The sequence below is a fragment of the Thalassospira sp. A3_1 genome, assembly GCF_017744215.1.
In the GTDB taxonomy this organism is placed as follows: domain Bacteria; phylum Pseudomonadota; class Alphaproteobacteria; order Rhodospirillales; family Thalassospiraceae; genus Thalassospira; species Thalassospira lucentensis_A.
Genome location: NZ_JAGHQQ010000001.1, coordinates 214540 through 237762, shown reverse-complemented (window position 1 = coordinate 237762; position 23223 = coordinate 214540). Strand labels below are relative to the sequence as shown.

At 57.1% G+C, this 23223-nt stretch carries 19 protein-coding genes; 10 read left to right on the top strand and 9 right to left on the bottom strand.

Annotation, left to right across the window (positions count from 1 at the left end):
* Nucleotides 1–26 precede the first annotated feature (26 nt).
* A complete protein-coding gene (locus J7395_RS01095; RefSeq protein WP_209220265.1) occupies nucleotides 27–776 on the bottom strand; it encodes an SDR family oxidoreductase in 750 nt (249 codons plus the stop codon).
* 271 nt (nucleotides 777–1047) lie between these two features.
* Between J7395_RS01095 and J7395_RS01090 the strand changes: the two genes are divergently transcribed.
* The 6 genes from J7395_RS01090 (at nucleotide 1048) to J7395_RS01065 (ending at nucleotide 10002) form a co-directional block, all read left to right on the top strand.
* Nucleotides 1048–2022, top strand: coding sequence for a TRAP transporter substrate-binding protein (locus tag J7395_RS01090; RefSeq protein WP_062958461.1), 975 nt, complete (start codon nucleotides 1048–1050; stop codon nucleotides 2020–2022).
* Between the two features lie 127 nt (nucleotides 2023–2149).
* The gene (locus J7395_RS01085; protein WP_209220264.1) at nucleotides 2150–2662 is read left to right on the top strand and encodes a TRAP transporter small permease; all 513 of its coding nucleotides are present in this window, start codon (nucleotides 2150–2152) and stop codon (nucleotides 2660–2662) included.
* 10 nt (nucleotides 2663–2672) lie between these two features.
* Complete coding sequence (locus tag J7395_RS01080; RefSeq protein ID WP_062953252.1) at nucleotides 2673–3974, top strand: TRAP transporter large permease subunit; 1302 nt, start codon at nucleotides 2673–2675, stop codon at nucleotides 3972–3974.
* Nucleotides 3975–4042: 68 nt separating this feature from the next.
* Nucleotides 4043–7696, top strand: coding sequence for a hydantoinase B/oxoprolinase family protein (locus tag J7395_RS01075; RefSeq protein ID WP_209220263.1), 3654 nt, complete (start codon nucleotides 4043–4045; stop codon nucleotides 7694–7696).
* A gap of 239 nt (nucleotides 7697–7935) precedes the next feature.
* Nucleotides 7936–9615 (top strand): FMN-binding glutamate synthase family protein, encoded by a 1680-nt coding sequence (locus tag J7395_RS01070; protein WP_062953255.1) that lies wholly within the window; start codon nucleotides 7936–7938, stop codon nucleotides 9613–9615.
* Nucleotides 9616–9648: 33 nt separating this feature from the next.
* Complete coding sequence (locus J7395_RS01065) at nucleotides 9649–10002, top strand: VOC family protein (protein WP_209220262.1); 354 nt, start codon at nucleotides 9649–9651, stop codon at nucleotides 10000–10002.
* Nucleotides 10003–10085: 83 nt separating this feature from the next.
* Here the strand turns inward: J7395_RS01065 and J7395_RS01060 are convergent, their stop codons facing one another.
* From J7395_RS01060 to J7395_RS01040, 5 genes are all read right to left on the bottom strand, one after another.
* Complete coding sequence (locus tag J7395_RS01060; protein WP_209220261.1) at nucleotides 10086–10988, bottom strand: hypothetical protein; 903 nt, start codon at nucleotides 10986–10988, stop codon at nucleotides 10086–10088.
* 40 nt (nucleotides 10989–11028) lie between these two features.
* Complete coding sequence (locus tag J7395_RS01055; protein WP_209220260.1) at nucleotides 11029–11553, bottom strand: hypothetical protein; 525 nt, start codon at nucleotides 11551–11553, stop codon at nucleotides 11029–11031.
* 150 nt (nucleotides 11554–11703) lie between these two features.
* Nucleotides 11704–12180, bottom strand: a complete 477-nt coding sequence (locus tag J7395_RS01050) for an N-acetyltransferase (protein WP_062958453.1) — start codon at nucleotides 12178–12180, stop codon at nucleotides 11704–11706.
* Between the two features lie 227 nt (nucleotides 12181–12407).
* Nucleotides 12408–13535, bottom strand: coding sequence for a sensor domain-containing diguanylate cyclase (locus J7395_RS01045; protein ID WP_247741916.1), 1128 nt, complete (start codon nucleotides 13533–13535; stop codon nucleotides 12408–12410).
* Nucleotides 13498–14919, bottom strand: coding sequence for a branched-chain amino acid ABC transporter permease (locus J7395_RS01040; protein WP_209220259.1), 1422 nt, complete (start codon nucleotides 14917–14919; stop codon nucleotides 13498–13500). Before J7395_RS01040 ends, J7395_RS01045 begins: the two co-directional genes overlap by 38 nt.
* A gap of 186 nt (nucleotides 14920–15105) precedes the next feature.
* Between J7395_RS01040 and J7395_RS01035 the strand changes: the two genes are divergently transcribed.
* The gene (locus J7395_RS01035) at nucleotides 15106–15813 is read left to right on the top strand and encodes a TIGR00266 family protein (RefSeq protein ID WP_062953261.1); all 708 of its coding nucleotides are present in this window, start codon (nucleotides 15106–15108) and stop codon (nucleotides 15811–15813) included.
* Between the two features lie 36 nt (nucleotides 15814–15849).
* Here J7395_RS01035 and J7395_RS01030 read toward each other — a convergent pair whose 3' ends face one another.
* On the bottom strand, nucleotides 15850–16782 hold the full coding sequence (locus J7395_RS01030) for a LysR substrate-binding domain-containing protein (protein WP_209220258.1): 933 nt from the start codon (nucleotides 16780–16782) through the stop codon (nucleotides 15850–15852).
* Between the two features lie 146 nt (nucleotides 16783–16928).
* On the opposite strand from J7395_RS01030, the gene betC reads away from it, so the two are divergent.
* The 3 genes from betC to J7395_RS01015 all read left to right on the top strand — a co-directional run bounded on the left by betC (nucleotide 16929) and on the right by J7395_RS01015 (nucleotide 21078).
* Complete coding sequence (gene betC, locus J7395_RS01025; protein ID WP_348541196.1) at nucleotides 16929–18470, top strand: choline-sulfatase; 1542 nt, start codon at nucleotides 16929–16931, stop codon at nucleotides 18468–18470.
* Between the two features lie 41 nt (nucleotides 18471–18511).
* Entirely contained in the window at nucleotides 18512–19465 is a 954-nt protein-coding gene (gene choX, locus J7395_RS01020; protein WP_209220256.1) for a choline ABC transporter substrate-binding protein, read from the top strand.
* A 209-nt stretch (nucleotides 19466–19674) separates the two neighbouring features.
* Complete coding sequence (locus tag J7395_RS01015) at nucleotides 19675–21078, top strand: FAD-linked oxidase C-terminal domain-containing protein (protein ID WP_209220255.1); 1404 nt, start codon at nucleotides 19675–19677, stop codon at nucleotides 21076–21078.
* Nucleotides 21079–21149: 71 nt separating this feature from the next.
* Here the strand turns inward: J7395_RS01015 and J7395_RS01010 are convergent, their stop codons facing one another.
* The gene (locus J7395_RS01010; protein ID WP_062958445.1) at nucleotides 21150–22235 is read right to left on the bottom strand and encodes a lipid A deacylase LpxR family protein; all 1086 of its coding nucleotides are present in this window, start codon (nucleotides 22233–22235) and stop codon (nucleotides 21150–21152) included.
* A complete protein-coding gene (locus J7395_RS01005; protein ID WP_209220254.1) occupies nucleotides 22232–23140 on the bottom strand; it encodes a LysR family transcriptional regulator in 909 nt (302 codons plus the stop codon). The genes J7395_RS01010 and J7395_RS01005 overlap by 4 nt, the downstream gene beginning before the upstream one ends.
* Between the last annotated feature and the right edge of the window lie 83 nt (nucleotides 23141–23223).

Genomic DNA, 23223 nt, shown 5'->3' with positions numbered 1-23223 from the left:
TCGGGGCTGCCTTTTTCATGTCTGGGTTAGGGTTGGGGCAGAAGGGTTCGGTTATGGGTCGGGGACATGATGATTTCGTTAAAGCAGATCCGTGCCGGGGCCGCGACGACATAGGTGACCATGTCGGCCAGATCGTCGGGCTTTAGCATCAGGGCGCGTTCGTCTTCTTTTATCGGGACGGGGCGCTGGTCAAGGATCGGGGTGGCGACTTCGCCGGGGCTGATGCAGCAGCAGCGGATATTGTTGTGCATTTCTTCCTGATTGATGCTGTGCGACAGGTCGACAACGCCGCGTTTGGACGCGACATAGGCCGGGCCCGCGACGGGGAATTCATGCTTTGCCGCCCAGGATGCAATATTGATGATCAGCCCGTCCTTTTGCGCGCGCATGAGGGGCAGGGTCGCGCAAACCGTGTTGGCGACACCATTGAGATTGACCGCGACGATGCGGTGCCAGTCGGCGATATCAAGGTCGCGCCAGTGCCGTTTGGGGCTGTTCATGCCGGCACAATTGATCAGGACATTGATTTTGCCCATGGACGCCTGAATGTTGCGGGCGGCATCCGTGACCTGATCGCTGTTGCTGATATCAAGCGGGTGGATTTCGACCTTTCCGCCATCTGAGGTGATTTCGTTTGCCACCTTCTGAAGGGCTTCTTCGCGCCGGGCAGACAGGGCGACCTGTGCGCCCGCCGCGGCAAGCGATTTTGCAATGGCCTCGCCAATGCCGCTACCGGCACCGGTGATCCAGACCGATTTCCCCGAAAGATCCTGCACGGGCTTTCTCCTTGTTTGTTATTTGCCGGGACACTAGCACACGGCCATAAATCGAGGAATATCATATTGGTGGGGCGTTCTGATCGGCGTTCGGGTGGGGCAATGCCGATAAAATATCCTGCGTAGTTTCCCGCATTATGCATATCAGCCATGAAATAACATTGACAATTTATCAGTAAAATGTGACCGTTCTGTTGGGAGGCTACTTCGGAGTCACGAGATGCGCGCGAAAATGCATGTCGGCCTCATCACACACAGGGAGACTTGACTGATGCTTAAAAAGGCACTTTCCACCGTTGCAGTTGCCGCGATGACCATGTCGGCCGGTTTTGCCATGGCAGCCGAAAAATGGGATATGGCGACCCCGTATCCGGATGCGACATTCCATACCCAGAACATCATCGAATTTGCCAAGGACGTGAAAGAAGCGACCGGCGGTGAACTTGAAATCACGGTTCATTCCGGTGGTTCGCTGTTCAAACACCCGGACATCAAACGTTCGGTGCAGCGCGGTCTGGTTCCGGCCGGTGAAACCCTGATTTCGCTTCTGGCGAACGAAGACCCGGTTTACGGCGTTGACGCGATCCCGTTCCTTGCGACCAGCTATGACGAAGCCAAAAAGCTTTGGGAAGCATCGCGCCCGGCGGTTGAGGAAAAGCTGGCGGCTGATGGCCTGAAGGTTCTTTATGCCGTCGCATGGCCGGCACAGGGCCTTTATACCGCAAAGCCGGTCAATACGGTTGAAGACCTCAAAGGTCTTAAATTCCGTGCCTATAATGCCGCGACCTCGAAACTGGCTGATCTGACCGGCATGGTCGGCACCCAGGTTGAAGTTCCGGAAATCCCGACCGCCTTTGCGACCGGCATTGTCGAAGCGATGATGACCTCGCCCTCGACCGGTGCGAATTCCAAGGCATGGGACTTTGTCGAAAACTTCTATGACGTTCAGGCATGGCTTCCGAAAAACATGGTGATCGTCAATGCCAAGTCGTTTGACGGTCTGTCGCCGGAAGTTCAGAAAGCCGTCATGGACGCAGCCGCCAAAGCCGAAACGCGTGGCTGGGAAATGAGCATGGCCGAAACCGATGCGCAGAAAAAGGTTCTTGCCGATAACGGCATGAATGTTGCCGCACCGAGTGACGAACTGAAAGCCGGTCTTGCCAAGGTTGGCGAACAGATGGTTGCCGATTGGCAGGCCGAAGCCGGTGATACCGGGGCTGCCATCATCGACGCCTTCAAGAAGTAAGCGCGAAACCACGTTTCCCGATCCGGGTGAAAATGCCCGGATCGGGACGCCCCGCCGAAATTCATGATATGACTGTCCGTATTGTCAGCCACCACTGGGAAATCCCGCGGGCGGAAAGGGGACTGCTGTGCGCAGATCATTAGATTATTTGTTCAAATTCAGTGCGGGGTTAGCAGCCATTTTTCTGGTTGCCATCGCATTGCTGATCCTGGCGTCGTCGCTGGGCCGGTTCTTTGGAATTGCCGTGCATGATGCCAATGAACTTGCCGGTTTCTCGCTTGCGGCGGGGACGTTCCTGGCACTTGGTCCGGCACTTCGGGCGGGCACCCACATCCGGGTTCTGATCGTGTTGTCCCATCTTAAGGGCGGTGTGCGCCGGGTGGTTGAGACCATAACGCTGGCGCTGGCCAGTTTCCTTGGCGGGTATTTCGCCTACTGGATGGCAGTTTTGGCGCAGGAAAGTTTTTCGTATGGCGATACGTCGCCCGGTGTTCTGGCCTTTCCGCTCTGGATTCCGCAGGCCGCCATGGCGCTTGGACTGGCTGTTTTTACCATCGCCATGCTTGAGGCATTGTTCGACGTGGCACGCGGTCAGCAGCCCGGCTTTGCCACGCGCGAAACCAGCGAACTGACGGAATAGGGGGACGGTCATGGGTGTACTTGAAATCGGCCTGATCCTTATGGGGATCATGTTCCTGTTCCTTGGGGCGGGGCTTTGGGTGGCATTGTCGCTGTTTGCGGTTGGTGTCATCGGACTTGAGTTTTTTACCAGTGCGCAGACCGGACCGATCATTGCGACGACCGCGTGGTCGGGACTTGCAAGCTGGTCGCTGGCGCCGCTGCCGCTGTTTATCTGGATGGGTGAAATCCTGTTCCGGTCGCGGCTGTCCGAGGATATGTTTACCGGGCTTGCGCCGTGGTTAAACAAGCTTCCGGGGCGGTTGCTGCATGTCAATATTCTGGGCTGCGGGATTTTCGCCGCTGTATCAGGTTCGTCGGCGGCGACCGCAGCCACGATTGGCCGGATGTCGATCCCGGAACTGCGCAAGCAGGGTTATGCCGACAAGCTGATCCTTGGCACGCTTGCCGGGTCGGGGACGCTTGGGCTTCTGATCCCGCCGTCGATCATTCTGATTGTTTACGGTGTTTCGGCCGAGCTTTCGATTGCGCGCCTGTTTATTGCCGGCATCCTGCCCGGTGCGATGCTGATCATCCTGTTCATGGGCTTTGTCATGATCTGGGCGACGATCAACAAGGACAAGATGCCGCCTGCCGGGCCGGTTTACAGTTTTGTCGAGAAAATCCGGGCGTCCGGTCGCCTGATCCCGGTGATCGCGCTGATTGCTGCGGTGATCGGGTCGATCTATGGCGGGATTGCTACCCCGACGGAGGCCGCGGCCTTTGGTGTCGTTGGTGCGCTGATCCTGTCTGCGATCAGCGGGTCGCTGAACTGGGCAAGCTTTATCGACGGCCTGATGGGGGCGACGCGCACATCGTGCATGATCGGTTTCATCCTGGCCGGGGCGGCGGTGTTGACCGTCACCATGGGCTTTACCGGCATTCCGCGCGAACTTGCGGCATGGATCGCGGAAATGAACCTTTCGCCCTATGCGCTTCTCGCGGCACTGACGGTGTTCTTTATCGTGCTGGGCTGCTTCCTTGACGGGATTTCGGTGGTGGTTCTGACCACGTCGGTGATCCTGCCGATGGTGCAGGCCGCCGGGATCGATCTTTTGTGGTTTGGCATCTATGTGGTGCTGGTGGTCGAAATGTCGCAGATCACCCCGCCGGTCGGTTTCAACCTTTTCGTTCTGCAAGGGCTGACAGGCAAAAACCTGTTTTCCATTGCGCTGGCTTCCCTGCCGTTCTTCTTCCTGCTGTTGCTGGCGGTTTTGCTGATTACGGTCTTCCCCGAAATCGCCACCTGGCTTCCGCAGAAAATGAACGGCTGACCCGCGCCGTTTAACGGTCGGCGCATTCGCAAGATTTGTTTGAATACGATGCTGAAGGAGTAAGCATCATGGCTTCGCACACCCAAAATTCGCCCGCTTCGCAAACCACTGATCAGACGACGGGGCAGCCGAAATGGCAGTTCTGGATCGACCGTGGCGGTACCTTTACCGATATCGTCGCGCGCAAGCCCGATGGCAGCCTTCTGACGCACAAGCTGCTGTCGGAAAACCCGGAACGTTATGCCGATGCTGCCATTCAGGGCATTCGCGAATTGCTTGACGTTCCGGCGGGCGAGAAAATTCCGGCCGAGAAAATCGAAGCCGTCAAGATGGGCACCACGGTTGCGACCAATGCCCTGCTTGAACGCAAAGGGGATCGCACGGTTCTGGTGACCACGACCGGTTTCCGCGATGCGCTGCGCATTGCCTATCAGAACCGCCCGAAGCTGTTTGATCGCAATATCAGGCTGCCGGAAATGCTTTATGAGCGCGTGATCGAGGCCGATGGCCGCTTTGACGCGCAGGGCGAGGAACTGACCGCGCTTGATCGCGAGAACCTGCGTAAAGACTTGCAGGCCGCCTTTGATGACGGCATCCGGGCATGCGCCATCGTGTTCATGCATGGTTATCGTTATACCGCACACGAAAATGCCGCGGCCGAAATCGCGCGTGAGATCGGCTTTACCCAGGTTTCGGTCAGCAATCAGGTCAGCCCGTTGATGAAACTGGTGTCGCGCGGCGATACCACGGTTGTTGATGCCTATCTGTCGCCGATCCTGCGCCGTTATGTTGATCAGGTTGCAGGCGAGCTTGGCGGTGTGAAGCTGATGTTCATGCAGTCCAATGGCGGGTTGACCGATGCCGCGAAGTTCCAGGGCAAGGATGCGATATTGTCCGGTCCGGCGGGCGGTGTTGTCGGCATGGTGCGGACGGCCGAAATGGATGGCTTTAATCAGGTCATCGGTTTTGATATGGGCGGCACATCGACCGACGTTTCGCATTATGACGGCGAATATGAACGCGATTTCGAAACCCAGGTTGCCGGTGTGCGCATGCGCGCCCCGATGATGAAAATCCATACGGTTGCGGCCGGTGGCGGGTCGATCCTGCATTTCGATGGTGCGCGTTTCCGTGTCGGCCCGGACAGTGCCGGTGCCAATCCCGGACCGGCGGCCTATCGCCGTGGCGGGCCGCTTGCAGTGACCGATATCAATGTCATGCTGGGCAAGGTTCAGCCGGACTTCTTCCCGAATGTGTTTGGCCCCGAAGGCAACGAGCCGCTTGACGCGGATGCGGTCAAGGCGGGCTTTGCCGATATGGCGCTTAAGATCAAGGACGCCACCGGTCAGGTCCGCACGCCTGAAGAAGTCGCCGAAGGGTTCCTGCGCATCGCGGTTGAAAACATGGCGAACGCGATCAAGCAGATTTCGGTTCAGCGCGGCTATGACGTGACCGATTATATCCTGCAATGCTTTGGCGGGGCCGGTGGGCAGCATGCCTGTCAGGTGGCTGATACGCTGGGCATGACACGCGTGTTTGTCCATCCGTTTGCCGGTGTTCTGTCGGCCTATGGCATGGGGCTTGCCGATATTCGCGCGATGCGCGAACAGGCGGTTGAGGCGAAGCTTGAAACCGCTGCCCTTGCGGGGCTTGATGAAAGCCTTGAGGCATTGGCCGCCGAAGCACGTGGCGAGCTGCACGAGCAGGGCATTACCGATGCCAAGATCAGCATGCTTAAAAAGCTGCATCTGCGTTATGACGGCACGGATAACCCGTTGATCGTTGATTTCGGCGATGTCGCCTCGATCAAGGCGCAGTTCGAGGAACAGCACAAGCAGCGTTACGGCTTTGTCATGGACGAAAAGCCGTTGGTGGTCGAAGCCGTCGCGGTCGAGGCGATTGGCGAAACACAAGGGTTGCCCGATGCCGAAGCCGAGGTTTCCAAGGATGGCGTCAAACCCGATCCACTTGCCACCCGCAAGGTCGTGTTTGATGGCAAATCACAGGAAACGCCGTTCTATAAACGCGAAGATCTGAAACCGGGTGCCACCGTGCGCGGCCCGGCGGTGATTGTCGAGCCGGTCGGGACCACCGTTCTTGATCCGGGCTGGGAAGCCAAGGTCAATGGCCGGGATCACCTTGTGCTGACCCGTGTTGTGCCGTTGAAACGGTCGGAAGCGATTGGCACGCAGGCCGATCCGGTGATGCTGGAAGTGTTCAACAACCTGTTCATGAATATTGCCGAACAGATGGGGGTCACACTTGCCAACACCTCATATTCGGTCAACATCAAGGAACGGCTTGATTTCTCGTGCGCGCTGTTTGATCAGGAAGGTCTTCTGATTGCCAACGCACCGCATATGCCCGTCCACCTTGGATCGATGGGTGAGTCTGTTCGGGCCGTCATGGAAAACAATGCCGGGAAAATGAAATCCGGCGATGTTTACATGCTGAACGATCCTTATAACGGCGGTACGCACCTGCCCGATATCACGCTGATCACGCCGGTCTTTGGCGATGATGGCAAGGAAATCCTGTTCTATGTCGCATCGCGTGGCCACCATGCCGATGTTGGCGGGATCACCCCGGGCTCGATGGCGCCAAATTCCCGTATTCTTGAGGAAGAAGGCGTTCTGATCGACAATTTCAAACTGGTTGATCAGGGTAAATTCGATGAAGCTGGCCTGACCGCCCTTCTGGAAGGGGCGAAATATCCGGCTCGTAACCCGTATCAGAACATCGCCGATCTGCGCGCCCAGATTGCCGCCAATGAAAAAGGCGTGCAGGAATTGCGCAAGATGGTCGATCACTTCGGGCTTGATGTTGTGCATGCCTATATGGGCCATGTGCAGGACAATGCCGAGGAAAGTGTTCGCCGTGTGATTGACGTGCTTAAAGACGGCGAGTTTTCCTATGAAATGGATAACGGGGCAGTGGTGAAAGCCAAGGTCACGATCCATAAGGAAACCCGTTCGGCGACGGTTGATTTCACCGGTACGTCCGATCAGCTTGATAACAACTTCAACGCCCCATCGGCGGTAACAAGGGCGGCAGTTCTTTATGTCTTCAGAACGCTTGTTGATGATGACATTCCGCTGAATGCCGGGTGCCTGAAGCCGGTCAATCTGATCGTGCCGGAAGGATCGATGCTCAACCCGCGTTATCCGGCCGCCGTGGTCGCCGGGAACGTTGAAACATCGCAGCATGTCACCGATACGCTGTATGCCGCCCTTGGCGTGATGTCGGGTGCGCAGGGCACGATGAACAACTTCACCTGGGGCAATGATACGCACCAGTATTACGAAACCATCTGTGGCGGGACCGGTGCGGGCCCGGATTATGACGGCACGTCGGGTGTGCATTCGCACATGACGAATTCGCGTCTGACCGACCCGGAAGTCCTTGAATGGCGCTTCCCGGTTCTGCTGGAAAGCTTTGGCATCCGCAAAGGGTCCGGCGGGGCAGGCAAACACAAGGGCGGGGACGGCACGGTGCGCCGGGTTCGGTTCCTTGAGGAAATGACCGCATCGATCCTGTCGAACCACCGTCGCGTGCCGGTTCAGGCCGTTGGCGGCGGGGAGCCGGGCAAGCTTGGCCGCAATGCGATCGAACGCACCAACGGCACGGTCGAGGAACTCAAGGGCACCGACGGTGCCACCATGTATCCCGGTGATGTCTTCATCATCGAGACGCCGGGTGGCGGCGGTTACGGCAAAGCCTGATCACAATACTCAGAGCCGGCAGAACATCCGGGAACACCCGCCCCTCATTACGGGGTGTTCCCGACAGGGTGTTACCTGTCAGACTTGCAGCCGCCGGGAAACCGGCGGCTTTTTTATGAATTCCAGACATTGGCATTGAGATGCCGGATTAAATGAACAATGATTGGAAATCCGGACGATCCGCAATCGGGTGCCGGACCATCAAATAGCCCCCGCAATATTGGATGGGATAGATCACTGTGAAATTTCTGATTTTGAATCAGCGTTATGCTGTTCTGGCTGGCGTGACGCTTTTGACGGTTGCCTCGTTGATCTGTGCGGCCTTGGTCGATGTCTGGTTCTGGCTGCCGGTGGTGATCTTCGGCGGGTTGATGGTGGTGGGCTGGTTTGATCTGCGCCAGACCCGGCATTCGATCCTGCGCAACTATCCGGTCAGTGGTCATATCCGGTTTATCCTTGAAAGTTTTCGCCCGGAAATCCGGCAATATATGATCGAAAGCGATCAGGACGAGGTGCCGTTCAGCCGCCAGTCGCGCGGGCTTGTCTATCAGCGTGCCAAGGGGGTCGAGGACAAGCGTCCGTTTGGCACCATCGAGGAAGTGTATAGTTCCGGCTATGCGTGGCTGACCCATTCGGTTGCGCCGACCAGCATCACCGATATCGATTTTCGGGTTCGGGTCGGCGGGGCGGCATGCAAGCAGCCCTATGACGCCAGCCTTTATAATATTTCGGCGATGAGCTTTGGCTCGTTATCGGGCAATGCGATTCTGGCGCTGAACAAGGGGGCGAAAAAGGGTGGTTTTGCCCATGACACGGGCGAAGGCAGCATCAGCCGCTATCACCGTGAAGGCGGCGGGGATCTGATTTATCAGGTGGCGTCGGGCTATTTCGGATGCCGCAATGATGATGGCACTTTTTCCGAGGAACGCTTCGCCGAAACCGCATCCAACCCGCAGGTCAAAATGATCGAGGTGAAGCTGAGCCAAGGCGCCAAGCCCGGCCATGGCGGCATGTTGCCCGCGGCCAAGATCACCCCGGAAATTTCCGAGGCACGTGGCATCCCAATGGGGATTGATTGCATATCCCCCGCCGCGCACAGCACGTTTTCCACCCCCGTCGGCCTGATGGAATTCATTGCCAGGCTGCGTGATCTTTCGGGGGGCAAGCCGGTCGGGTTCAAGCTGTGCATCGGGCATCGGCGCGAGTTTATGTGCATCGTCAAGGCGATGCTGAAAACCGGCATTCTGCCCGATTTCATCGTGGTCGATGGCAAGGAAGGCGGCACGGGTGCAGCCCCGGTTGAATTTGCCAACCGGGTCGGCATGCCGATGCGCGAGGGGCTGACATTTGTGCATAATGCCCTTCGGGGGGCGGGTGTGCGTGATCAGATCAAGATCGGGGCGGCGGGCAAGATCGTTACGGCGTTTGATATCGCGCAGACATTGGCGCTGGGGGCGGACTGGTGCAATGCGGCGCGGGGGTTCATGTTTGCGCTGGGCTGCATTCAGGCGCAGTCATGCCACACCAACCATTGCCCGGTCGGCATTGCAACGCAGGACCCGCTGCGCCAGCGGGCCCTTAATGTGGGTGATAAAAGCGACCGGGTGGCGCGGTTCCACCATAATACCATGCATGCGCTGGCCGAGATTACCGGGGCGGCGGGCCTGACCGATCCGCGCAATTTCATGCCCTATCACTTCATGGTGCGCCAGAAGGACAACGAGTTTCTGGATGGCAACGAAGCCTATCCCTACCTGCCAGAAGGGTTCCTTGTGTCCGGCGGGCCGGAGATCGAGGGGCTTCATGACTGGTATTCGCGCTGGGACCGAGCATCGGCGGAAACCTTTGCCCCGTCCGAAATTCCATTCGGGCCGTTCAAGCGGCACAAGAATGTCGTGACCGAGAAGGCGGCACAGTAGCGGCGTAGCGGGCCGAAAAGCAGGAGGCACCCCATGGCGGTCAAACGCATCGTTGCGAACTTTGCCGTCGATGATATCGCGAAGATCAGGGCGTTTTACGAGGATATCCTTGGCCTTGACTGCGTGATGGATCACGGCTGGATCGTGACCTTTGCCGCCGAAAGGCAGAATGTCATGCCGCAGGTCAGCTTCGCGACCGAGGGTGGTTCCGGCACTCCGGTGCCCGATCTTTCGATAGAGGTCGATGACCTTGAAGAGGTTCTGGCGCGCGTCAAGGAAGCCGGGACCGGCATCGAATATGGCCCGGCGGTCGAGCCGTGGGGTGTTAAGCGGTTTTATGTTCGCGACCCGGCGGGCAGGCTTTTGAATATCCTGTGTCACGAGTGAGGGGGAGAGCGAGGTGCCAGCCCTTATCGGGGGGAGTTTTTCTCGTTTCGGCGGCTTTGCCTTTTCTTTGCGTCTTCGAATAATCAATGCGGAAGTTGCGGTTGCTGTTGTCTCGTGGTTGCGGCTAAGGAACCGACCCCAAAGCCCAGCAACCATCCAACGAGACTTAGCAGCGCAAAGATGATGTGGATCAGCACATCTATGCCTTTGCCGATCTGCAAGATTGCAGGTTTGTTGTTTTGAAGCAGAACAACACCAATCAGGACAAAGAGCATGATGCCGATTTCGTTGGAGGCGTTAGCCTGTGTGCCGAAATAGGCCAGTGCACCCATTGAGGCCGCGGCGGCAACCGTACCGACCTGACTTGCTATGAAGCTTGCCTTGTCGGCGATGGTTTGGGTTTTTTGCCATTCAACCCGCAAGGAACCATGCGCAAACCAACCTGCGATCCAGAGAACAAACTGCGTCGCCATGCCAGCGATGTTTATATAAAGTTCGGAATGGTTGTCCTGTTCACCGACAGCCGTTGCGTGCCAGGTCAGAAATGCGACGGCGATGGCAATCGCGCCTTCGAGGCTAAGTGCGCTGCTGACCAGAAGCAGCCGAAGCATCAGAAACACATATTTGACGAAATCAGTGCATGACAGGCCATAACCGGGATCGGTGATATCTACTTCGTTGGTTGCGATGTCGATATTTGGTCCGCCGATATGCACATGCCGGGCATAGGCATAGAAGGTTGCCTTGATAAGCGACAGAACCTTTGGTCCGGTCGTCATGTCAGGGAACCTCAGATCGTATCCGGCCCCAACAGTTGCAGGCAGATCGGCAATCATATCCTTGAGGATATTAAGCAAATCGGTGCCGGGATTGTTGCCCGTCAGACCAAAGCCATTGGTGTTGTTATCGCGCTGCCATTTCGCGATGGCCTTTATCAGGACTTCGGTGTCGGAAATGACGACGTCTGTTCGTTCAACATATGGCATTGCGATCTCCCGGAGAAACAGATGGGTATTGTGCCCTTGGTCAACGGAACTGCGCGGCAAAACCCGCGAGCCACGCCTCGAAACTGCTGGTGTCAACGGCCAGAAGGTCTTCTTTGGATCTGATGATTGTTTTGGGTGGCGGAAGGTAGTTTTGGCCATTTGCAAACAATATCGAGTTGGCGAGGTTTCGCATGGACGTCAAAAGTGTCTGATCGAGTTCGGACTGGACTTTGTCGGTTGCAAAAAGGGCCTTTTGTTCGACAAGAGCCTTGTTGTTTATGAAAGTCTGCCTTTCGCGTTGGAGGCTTGAGAAGAGCTGTTCCAGCGCGTTAAGAGACAGTTCAACCGCCGAGGTGGCCTGTGCCAGCGTCTTTGCGGCCTGTTCGGGGGAGGGCAATGCTTTGCCGTGGGTGGCTGCGGATGCGTTGTCGAGTTCCGTCATCTGTGTCGACAGGCTGGCAAGGTTGCTGTCGACACGCTTCTGCATCTCTGAAGTGAACAATTTCGTGGCAGAGCTTTTATAGTTGCCAACGATTGTCTGGAATGAGGTCGTCAGGTTCGGCATGCCCGCGCATCCATGAAAAAGATGGGTTTTCCCCCAGACGCGGACAATGCCAAATTGTGAAAACAGGATAGAGAGCGTCGCAGTATTTTTGCGGGCTATTGATAGCGGTTCGGTAAAACGGTCTGTGCTTTGTGCCGCAAGACGGGGGCATCAAGCCGCCCGCTGCATCTCCACGGTCGGGATGTCGCGGCCCGGGATCGGGCCGGTGACTAGGAAGCCGAATTTGCGGTAGAACGCCTTGGCGCGTTCGTTGTGCGCCACGACCGAAAGCCTGACGGTTGCGTGCGGTTTGCGTTCGGCCAGCGCATCGAGGGCGGCGATCATCAATGCCTTGCCCGCGCCCAGCCCATGTGCGGCCGGGTCGACCATGATCCAGTCGATTTCGGGATTGTCATGAATGACAATGACATAGCCCAGCAGGTCATCGCCCTGTGTCGTGACGATGACGCTGTGATTGTCGCTTGCAAGCGCGTTTTCAAACACGCCGGTCGACATATCGACATAGCGGGCAACGGTTGCGGTGGCCGCATCGCCCATGCCTTCGATGAAATAGGTTGAATCGGTTGCGCGCTTGGTCAGGTCGCGGATGAAGGGAAGGTCGTTGGCAGTGCCTTTGCGGATCTGCATTCTGGCGCTCGTTGTCTTTTTCTTGTTGGGTATCGGATCGCCGGGGCGATCAGGGCGTCATATGTTTTTCGGGGGCGTCATAGCATCGACCTGACCGGATGTCACTTCCTGCTTTGGTGTGTTTTGAGAATATAGCACACGTTTTAATGGTGGATTGCCTTATATCACCGCGTAAAAGCAGGGGCAGGCAGCCAGACAGCCCGGGGGAAGACAGGCGGGCCGCCGTGCTATCGTTTGCGGTTTTTGTCGCGATACATTTCCTGATCGGCCATATCCATCATGGTTTCGAGGCTTTCCGTGACCGGTTCGAAAAACACAGCCGCCCCGGCACTTATTTTCGGGGTTTCGTGGATCGGCTTTTTCGAGGCGGCCACGGTCAGTTTGACCGCCAGAAGCGCATTGCGGATACGGGTGATGATGGTGGTCAGATCGCCGCGATTGCGCACATAGCCCAGAATGGCAAATTCATCGCCGCCGATCCGCCCGCAGATATCAACCTCGCGAATGCTGGCGGTGATGGCGGCCCCGACGGCCTTGAGTGCCGCATCCCCCGCGGCATGGCCGTAATCATCGTTCCAGTGTTTCATGTCATCAAGATCGATGAAGATCAGGCCGATATGGTGGTGATAGCGTTTGGCGATGCGGATTTTCTGCTGGGCCAGCATTTCAAACCCGGCGCGGTTGTTAAGCCCGGTCAACTGATCGGACAGCGAGATGCTGCGCATGATCTGGAACTGTTCATAGAGCCGAAGGTCGGCTTCGATCAGATCGCGGATGGTTTCGATCAGTTTTTGCAGCGTGTCGGAATATCGCGTCGGTTCACGGTCAAACACGCAGATCGTGCCAAATATCGTGCCGTTCGACCATGTGACCGGCACCCCGAAATAGGAACAGAAACCGTCTTCGGTCAGTTCCGGGTTGTCGGCCCATTCGGGTTTGCCGCGCGCGTCCGGTTCATAGAAGGTGTCGCTTTGTGCGATGACCTGCCGGCAGAAAATATTGGTATCAAGCCCGGTGATCGAGGTTTTGCACCCGGCATAGGGATTGGTGTCGTTCTGGCTGGTGACGACGGACCGGTAACCGATCCGGTCATTATATTCGACCACGAAACCGGCGGTCGCACCCAGAAGTTCGGTCATCAGATCGACCGCACGCTGCCACTTTTCGAGTGACGGCGCGATGGCCTCGTCATCGACAAGCCAGTCGCGGGTCTTGAACTGCACCATATCCTGACGTTCCCGGTCACTCCATTTCCCTGATGGTGCCGGTCTTTGTGCGCCAAGTGACGTGACCAGACGTTTCAGGGGGCCGTTCTTTTCATATTTGTCCGTTCCGTGCGGAGAACAAGCTGTCATGACTGTCATTTATCCCCAAAAGCCCCTGAGGGCGCAGGACGAGGATCGCCGCCAGAAGCCCGAAAACCGCCACATCGCGATAGGCCCCGCCGAAATATCCCGACCATAATGTTTCGGTCAAACCGATCATTAACCCGCCCAGCCACGCCCCGCGCATCCGTCCTATTCCCCCAAGGATGGCGGCAGTCAGTGCCTTGAACCCGAAAAGCGTACCACTGTGAAAATTAATGACACCATAACGAAGGGCCAACATTGCACCGGTTAATCCGCATAAAAATCCTGCCAGAACAAAGGATTGGGATTCAGTGCGCGAAAGAGACACTCCGCAAAGGGCCGCCCCCAGACGATCCTGGCTTATGGCACGCCAGTTCCGGCCAAAGGCGGTTTTGCCCATGATCCAGACCAGAATGCCCGCAACCATAACCGCCCCGCCAATGGCGAGCATATCGAACCCGTGCAGGCGCACGACGAAATGATCGCCGCGCAGAAGCGGTACGGAAAACTGCCAGATCGGCGGCAGGTTGAAATTGCGTGCCGATATGACAATCCGGATAAATTCCTGAATGACCAGAACACAGCCAAGGGAAGCGACAATCATCGCCCGCCCGCCGGCCGCACGGCGGCCCAGCGGGCCAAAGACATTGCGCCATGTCAGGTGGCTTAACCCCGATCCGACAAAGGCCGCCATCGCGACCGATCCCACCACCATCACCGGGATCAGCCAGCCGACCATACCTGATATCCACAGGCTTGTGATGATGGTGCCAAGGGCGGCCGTCATCACCACCTCGCCAAAGGCAAGATTGATACGCCCGATCAGGCCATAGATCAGGGTAAAGGACAGGGCCAGCAGCCCGTAAATCGCGCCGCGCGCCAAACCGCTTAGCACCAGTTGGGTGGCATAGGCCGACGGCAGGCCGATATCGGGCACATCGGCGCGCAGGCCGTGGCTTTCGGGATCGATATAGTTTTCAAGTGCGGTGCGCCCGACCCGGTCAATCCAGAACCGTTTGAGCAGGGCCATATGCGCGTCCGACACCGGGCCAAGGCGGGTTGTTTCAATCGCATAAAGGTTGGTTGGCGTGTTGGGTTTGGTCGCGTCTTCGAAATGGCAGGTGATGGCGTGCGTTTCGGTCGAGGGCAGGGGGATTTCACCCGGTTCGAGCAACTGGTAACGCAGGGTGATCTGATTGCCGTCAGAGGTCTCGTCAAACCGGGTGACAAGGCGGATCTGTTTGTCTTCATCCTCTATCCCCGGCAGGGCGAGGCGGCAGATATTGAACTGATAGGGATCGCGCGGCGCGCAGGAAGACAGGATTGCGGCCAGAAGTGGCAGCAGCCAGAAAACGCGATGAAAATGCCTTGACCCTGATCTGGTGTTCACCGGTTGCTCCGGCTTGCCCTTGATCACCTCATCCTCGTGCGATTTTGGTGTTTTTACAAGTGCTTGGTGTTGTTGCGATGACAGCAGACGAAATTTCGCCCCTTTTGGTTGCGATCAGGGGGTGGTCGTGCTGAACTTGATCAATGACGATGGATTTAACCAAAGCCCGAAGATGGAGACGCCCAAATGGCAGACGTGATCGACTACAAAATCCATGGCGAGGAAATGCAGCTTGTCGAGATCGAACTTGATCCGGGCGAGGGCGTGCGGGCCGAAGCTGGTGCCATGATGTATATGTCGGACGGCATTGCCATGCAGACCGGCACGGGCGGCGGGATTTTTTCCGGGTTCAAACGGATGCTGACCGGCGAGGGGTTCTTTATCACCAGTTTCGTGCATGAAGGATCGGGCAAGGGGCATGTCGCCTTTGCCGCGCCCTATCCGGGCAAGGTGGTGCCGATGAATTTGCCGGAACTGGGCGGCGAGATCATTTGTCAGAAGGATGCGTTTTTGTGCGCGGCATCGGGCATTGATATCGATATCGCATTCTCCAAAAAACTCGGTGCCGGTTTGTTTGGCGGCGAGGGCTTTATCCTGCAGCGGTTGCGCGGTGACGGGCTGGCGTTTGTGCATGCGGGTGGCACGATCATCCGCAAGGATTTGCAGGCAGGTCAGACATTGCGTGTGGATACCGGGACACTTGTGGCGATGACGCCATCGGTTGATTATTCGATCAAATTCATTGGCGGCTTTACCAATGCGCTGTTTGGTGGCGAGGGGCTTTTTGTTACGACCCTTGAAGGGCCGGGGACCGTCTGGTTGCAGACATTGCCATTTGCGCGGCTGGCGGACCGGATTGCCGCGGCCCTGCCGCAGGATCGCAACAAGGGTTAGGGACCGGGCAGAAGCCCGGCTTGAGGATCGCGGCCGTCAGGACGCGATGGCCGGGGTTTTGTCTGTTTCGGGTTCGGGGTTTTGCGCGACCAGATCGCGGGCCCAGCCGAGAAACGCATTGATCTGTTCCTGCCGGTGGGTGTTTGACCGGCAGGACAGGACATATCCGCGGTCCGATCCCAGTGTCACATCGCCAAGGGTGACGAGCTGCCCGGTTTTCAGGTGCTGCTGCAAGAGGGCGGTCCAGCCAAGGGCCACCCCCTGTCCGGACAGGGTGGCCGAAAGGACGAGCAGATAGGTGTTGAACCGGTGGCCGTAAAGCCGCCCGGTTTCCCGAACCCCGGCGGTGCGCAGCCAGCTTTCCCAGTTGAACCAGCGATGATCGATTTCATCATCCAGATGGATCAGTGGATAATGCCGCAGGTCGGCGATGTTTTTCGGATGACCACGGGCCTCAAGGAACGCCGGGCTACAGACCGGGGTGACCTGTTCGGGGATCAGCATCACGTCTTCGGGGTGGCAGTTCCCGAACGAGATTTCGATATCGATATTCTGATCGGCGGCGAAATGCCCGGTCTGGTTGGTGACGACATTGACCTCGATATCGGGGTGGCGGGCAATGAATTCCGGCAGATGCGGCATCAGGATAAAGGACGCAAAGGCGAAATCGGTGCCGACACTGAGCCGGGCTGACCGTCTGGTTTTGATCCGTTCCACCGTGCGGTCGATCTGACCGAATGCCACCGAAATGCAATCAAACAGTTCCTGCCCGGCGCGAGTTAGCGACACACCGCGATGCTTGCGGCGAAAGAGCGGTTGGCCAAGCTGTTCCTCAAGGGCGGTGATCTGGTGGCTGACGGCGGGCTGGCCCACACCCAGTTCGCGCGCGGCGGCGGTGAAGCTGGCGCGGCGGGCGGCGGCTTCGAATGCGATCAGGGCATGCGGCGACGGGATGTGATGAAATTTCATCACATGAATTATATTGATACCAATGATCGATGCAAGCGGCCTTCACAACCCCCGGATAAACATGAAACATATGGTTTCCAGTTATTTTCGCATCCGGCCGGTTTGCGAAAGACATCATGTTGGTGAATAGCAAAAGGGGGTTAGCGGTGCCGAAGGCCTCAAAACCGATGAATATTCTGTTTGTCATGGCCGACCAGTTGGCCGCGCGGTGTCTGCCGGTTTATGGTCATGAGGTGGTCAAAACGCCCAATATTGATGCGCTGTGCGAAAATGCGGTGGTCTTTGATTCCGCCTATACCAACAGCCCGCTTTGCGCGCCGTCGCGCTTTTGCCTGATGACCGGGCAATTGCCCGGCCGGATCGAGGCCTATGACAATGCATCCGATCTGCCGTCCGATATTCCGACGGTGGCGCATTACCTGCGCCGTGCCGGATACCGCACTGCCCTCTCGGGCAAGATGCATTTTTGCGGTGCCGATCAGCTTCACGGTTATGAGGACCGCCTGACATCGGATATCTATCCCGCCGATTACGGCTGGTATTGCGACTGGGACAATTTCGAAGACCGGCCAAGCTGGTATCACAATATGGGGTCGGTCACGCAGGCAGGGCCGGTTTACCGTTCCAACCAGCTTGATTTCGATGACGAAACCGCGTTCGAGGCGAAGCGTTACCTTTATGATGTCGCGCGCCAGAAAAAACACGATGATCGCCCGTTTTTCCTGACGGTGTCATTTACCCATCCGCATGATCCCTATAATGCGCGGCCGGAATTCTGGGACCTTTATGACAGGGTGGAAATCGATCCGGTGCGGGTCAAGATCGACGATGCGGAACTTGATCCGCATTCACGGCGTTTGCGTCATGTCTATAATCTTGATGAACAGCCGGTTACCGATGACGAAATCCTTCAGGCGCGCCGTGCCTATTATGCGTCGATCAGTTATGTCGACAGTCTGGTCGGATCGCTGATGCAGACCCTTCGTGAAACCGGCATGGACGACAATACCCTGATCGTGTTTAGCGGTGATCACGGCGACATGCTGGGCGAACGCGGCATGTGGTACAAAATGTCGTGGTTTGAACCGAGCGCCCGGGTGCCGATGTTCTTTGCCTTTCCGGGGGCAAAGGGGCAGAAACGCGTTTCGCAGTCGGTATCGCTGATCGATATCCTGCCGACATTGCGCGAGCTTGCCGGGGATGATGCGGCGGGGACGCTGGCCGGGCCGATTGATGGCCGAAGCCTTGTGCCGCACATGCAGGGGACCGGTGGCCATGACGAGGTGATTGGCGAATATTGCGGCGAGGGGGCGTTGTCCCCGATCATCATGATCCGGCGCGGGGCTTATAAATACATCGCATCGGGGATTGATCCCGATATGCTTTATGACCTTGAAAGCGATCCCGATGAAGTGCACGACCTGATCAATGATCCGGCACATGGCGAAATCCGCGATGCGTTTCGTGCCGAACTTGCGGAAAACTGGGATCTGGATGCGTTCCGCGAACGCGTCATCCACAGCCAGAAACGCCGCAAGCTGGTTTATGAAGCCCTGACACAAGGGCGGGTTACACCGTGGGATCATCAGCCAAAACGCGATAGTTCGACCATGTATATGCGCAATCATCTTGATCTTGATGATGTTGAACTTGACGCGCGTCTGACGGTTCCGGCGGCAGGGGAATGAACGGCCGGAACAGCAATTAACCAATCAGAAGGAGGCAAAAAATGAAAAAAACAGGACTTTTGGGGATGATGGCGATCGGTGTTGCACTGGCCGGGTTTGGCCAGACGACGCCTGCAAATGCAGCAGATGCCGCCTGCGATACCGTGGTGTTTTCCGACCCGCAATGGACCGACATCACATCGACCAATGCGCTGACCGGTGTGGTGCTTGAAGCCTTGGGCTATCAGCAGAAAGTCGAAACCATTTCCGTGCCGGTGACCTTTGAAATGCTGGGTGCCGGGGAAGTCGACGTGTTTCAGGGCAACTGGATGCCCGCCCAGCAGAAATTTGTCGATGCGGCCAATGAAAAGGGTGGCATTGAAAATCTTGGCGTGAACCTGAAGGGGGCGAAATTCACGCTTGCGGTGCCGGAATATGTTGCCGCGGCGGGGATCAAGAGCTTTGCCGATCTTGGCGCGCATGGTGAAGAGTTCGATCACAAGATTTACGGGATCGAGCCGGGCGCACCGGCCAACCAGCTGATCCAGAAAATGATCGATTCCGGTGATTTCGGTCTTGAGGGCTGGGAACTTGTCGAAAGCAGCGAACAGGCGATGCTGGCACAGGCCAAGCGCCTTGAACGCGGTGAAGACTGGATCGTGTTCCTGGCATGGGCACCGCATCCGATGAACAATCAGTTCGACCTGACCTATCTTGAAGGCGGGGATGATTATTTCGGCCCGAATTACGGCGGGGCGGATGTCTATACGCTGGTGCGCGCTGACTTTGCCAAGGCCTGCCCGAATGTCGGCAAGCTGCTTGATAATGTCAGCTTCACCCTTGATATGGAAAACACCATGATGGGGATGATCATCAATGATGGCATGGCGCCCAATGATGCCGCGACCAAGCTTCTGAAAGAAGATCCGTCGGTTCTTGATGCGTGGCTTGAAGGCGTTACCACCAAGGATGGTGGCGACGGACTGGCCGCGGTCAAGGATGCACTTGGCGTCTGAGACAGGCGGACATCGTAACCGGATTTGTAAAACCGCCCGTCATCTCACGGGCGGTTTTTTGCATTTCGCGGCAAAAGGTAATACCAATTTGGGATGTATCGGATTAGGCTGGGGGCCAAATTTTTGACCTGCCAGTCATGCGCCCCGTTTGATACCGCCTGATACTGTGTGATCCCGGCAGGCAGCCACCAAAGACCAAGAGGAACGTCATGTCCCATCGCCAATATGACCGCATTGAAACCCCCGAAAGCCTGATCGCGAGCTTGCGCGATATGCTGGGGGATCGCCTGTCGACCGCCGCCGCCGTTCTTGAACAGCATGGCAAGGATGAAAGCTGGCACGCGGCATCCCCGCCCGATGCGGTGGTTTTTGCCACCTCGACCGAGGAAGTCGCAAAGGTCGTCACACTTTGCGCCGAACATAACGTGCCGATCGTGCCGTTTGGCACCGGATCGTCGCTTGAGGGGCATGTGGCGGCATTGCGCGGCGGGATCTGTATTGATCTTTCGCGGATGGATGCGATCCTTGAGGTCAATAACGAGGACCTTGATTGCCGGGTTCAGGCCGGGGTGACGCGCGAACAGCTTAATGATCATCTGCGCGATACCGGTCTGTTTTTCCCGATTGATCCGGGGGCGAATGCCTCCATCGGCGGGATGACGGCAACGCGTGCATCGGGCACCAACGCGGTGCGTTATGGCACCATGCGCGACAATGTGCTGAACCTGACCGTGGTCACACCGGATGGCAAGATCATCAAGACCGCCAACCGGGCGCGCAAATCATCGGCGGGTTATGACCTGACACGCCTGTTTGTTGGGTCCGAAGGTACGCTTGGCGTGATTACCGAAATCGGGTTGAAGCTGTATGGCATCCCCGAAGCGATGTCGGCAGCGGTCTGTGCGTTTCCAAGTGTTGATGCGGCGGTCGATACCGTGATCCTGACCATTCAGGCCGGTATTCCGGTGGCGCGCATCGAGTTTCTGGACGAGATGCAAATCCGGGCGATCAACAATTATTCCAAGACCGACCATAAAGAAGCCCCGACCCTGTTTTTCGAATTCCACGGCACAGACGCCGGTGTGAAGGAACAGGCGGAGTTTGTTCAGTCGGTGGCCGAAGAATTTGGTGCCGAGGAATTCCAGTGGGCGACCCGTCAGGAAGACCGCAACAAATTGTGGGCGGCACGCCACAAGGCGTATTACGCGTCGCTGCAGCTTGAACCGGGCAAGGCGGGTATGCCGACGGATGTTTGCGTGCCGATTTCAAAACTGGCCGAGGCGATCCGCGAAACACGGGCCGATTGCGATGCCAGCCCGCTGACCTGCACGATTGTCGGCCATGTGGGTGATGGCAATTTCCATACCCTGATCCTGCTGGACCCCGAAGATCCGGCACAGATGGCCGAAGCCAAACGCCTGCATGATCGCATGGTCGAACGCGCGTTGAAACTTGGCGGGACATGTACCGGCGAACATGGAATCGGTTATGGCAAGCTTGATTTCATGGAAGCCGAACATGGCCCCGATACGATTGCCCTGATGCGCGCGATCAAAGGCGCCATTGATCCCAAAGGGTTGATGAACCCGGGCAAGCTTATTCCGGGTCTTTGAGATCGTCCGATCTGTTAGAGAAATGCAAAACGGGGCCCAAGTGGCCCCGTTTTTTGTTTGATCGTACCGGATCAGAACCGGAAGGAGACGGACAGGGAGCCGAATTGATCCCCCTTGTCCTGACCTTCAAATTCGGCGGTGCGATAGACGTGGGTGTAGGTGAAGCGCGCCTGTCCGACGATGATGGCGAAACCGATTTGCAGATCGCCGACCAGCGGTTCCTTGTCGATGGAATTGCTGTCCTTGAAGGTGTTGCCATCAAGGGTGATGTCACGCAGCACCCAGCGACCCGCAGCCCCGGCGAACAGATAGCCGCTGATGGGGACGCCTTCGGTGTCGGGGGCGAAGAAGTCCGATCCCGGAAGGCTTGGGCGGATGCGCGGCGGGCCGTAATCCGCCGGCAGGTCAAAGCCCAGCCGGAACATGGTCCCAAGTTCGGCATTGGTGTAGGCGTTGCCCAGCATGAAACCGGCATGCGGGGTGGCGTCATATTCAAGGCCCAGCACATCGCCTTCGAACCAGCTTCGGTATTTGCGTTCATAGGCCAGGTTTACAATCGGTTCGTTGCGGATCTGGTTGTCCCAGCCCCGGGGTTCCGGGCTGTCGATCATTTTATGAACGACTTTCTGGGTGTTGTCGGCGAAGGATGCCGGGCCGACAACGCCAAGGGTCAGTTCAAGCGTATCAATGCGCGAATAGTCGCTGTCGCCTTCGCGCTGCAGGCCGGTATCGGACAGAAGCCCGACACTGCCATAAAGCAACCCGGCCCACGGGCGGTCATCGGGCTGGTTTTCGGCAATGGTGATGTCGTTTGGCGTAAACATGCTTTGCCCGACGGCGTAGCTTGTGCGGATGCGACCGTTCGATGCAAAAAACGGCACGGCCTTGGCCGCACTCAGCACCGGTTCGGGAGCGTTGTCTTCGGGGGAAACGAAGGCCAGCCGCACGCCATTGGTGTAATGTTGATCCTGATTGTTCTTGGTGAACAGATCGTTTTCAATCGACAGCGACACCCCCCATTTATCATCGGGGGTACGCATGGATTGCGGGCCCTTGGCGGTATCCTGCTGGGCGTGGGCGATATTGGCAATGGTCAGGGCACCAAGGACGGGCAGTGATGCCAGAAGGCGTGTCGAAGCGGTTGTGGACGATGTCATCGAATGCTCTGATCATTATTTGCGCGTAACTTCCGGACCATGAAATCAATCACGGTTCTGATCTTACGCAGTTTATGACGTTGCGGTGCACATAAAGCGAAAAGTCCCAGTTCGCGTGGGGCGAAATCATCGAGCAGGCTTATCAGGCTGCCATCCTTTAGCAAATCCTCGACAACCAGACGGGGTGTCAGCGTGATCCCGCAACCTTGCAGCAGGGCGTCACGCTTCGCAAGGCTGCTATTGACATAAAAGCGGCCTTTGACCTGAATGCTGCGTTCATGTTCACCATCGGAGAAGGTCCAGAAACCCGGACGACTGTCATTGGTGTAAACAAAGCAGTTGTGGTTCAACAGATCCTCGGGTCTGGTCAGTGGAGGGGATTTGGCAATATAGGCGGGGCTTGCGCACAAGACTCTGGAATAGCCGCATAATCGCCGGGCAATAAGGCTTGAATTGGGCAGAGATTCACTGACCCGAAGGGCGATATCAAAGCCTGCGTCTACCAGATCGACGACCTTGTCATTCAGTTCAAGTTCGATGGTCAGTTCGGGATAGGCATCGATCATTTCGGCAATCATCGGGGACAGTTGCCGGATGCCAAACGACATGGGGGCGGCGATACGCACCCGGCCACGCGGACCTTCATTCAGGTCACGCACGGTTTCATCGGCATCGGCCATTTCATCGAGGATGCCGGTAATCCGGCCAAGATAGGTTTCACCTGCTTCGGTCAGGCTCATGCGGCGCGTCGTGCGGGCGATCAACTGCACGCCAAGCTGATCTTCAAGCGCGTTGATATGCTTGGTTATCGAGCCCGGCGTCATGTTGAGTTCCCGGGCCGCGGCGGCAAATGTGCCGCGTTCGGCGATTTTGCGAAAACATTCCAGTGCGCGCAGACGGTCCATTCATAACCCCGTGAATTGATCAAATAATTTCCATATTGGAAATAAACTACGATCAAATACCGGCAAGATCGACTGATAATGTT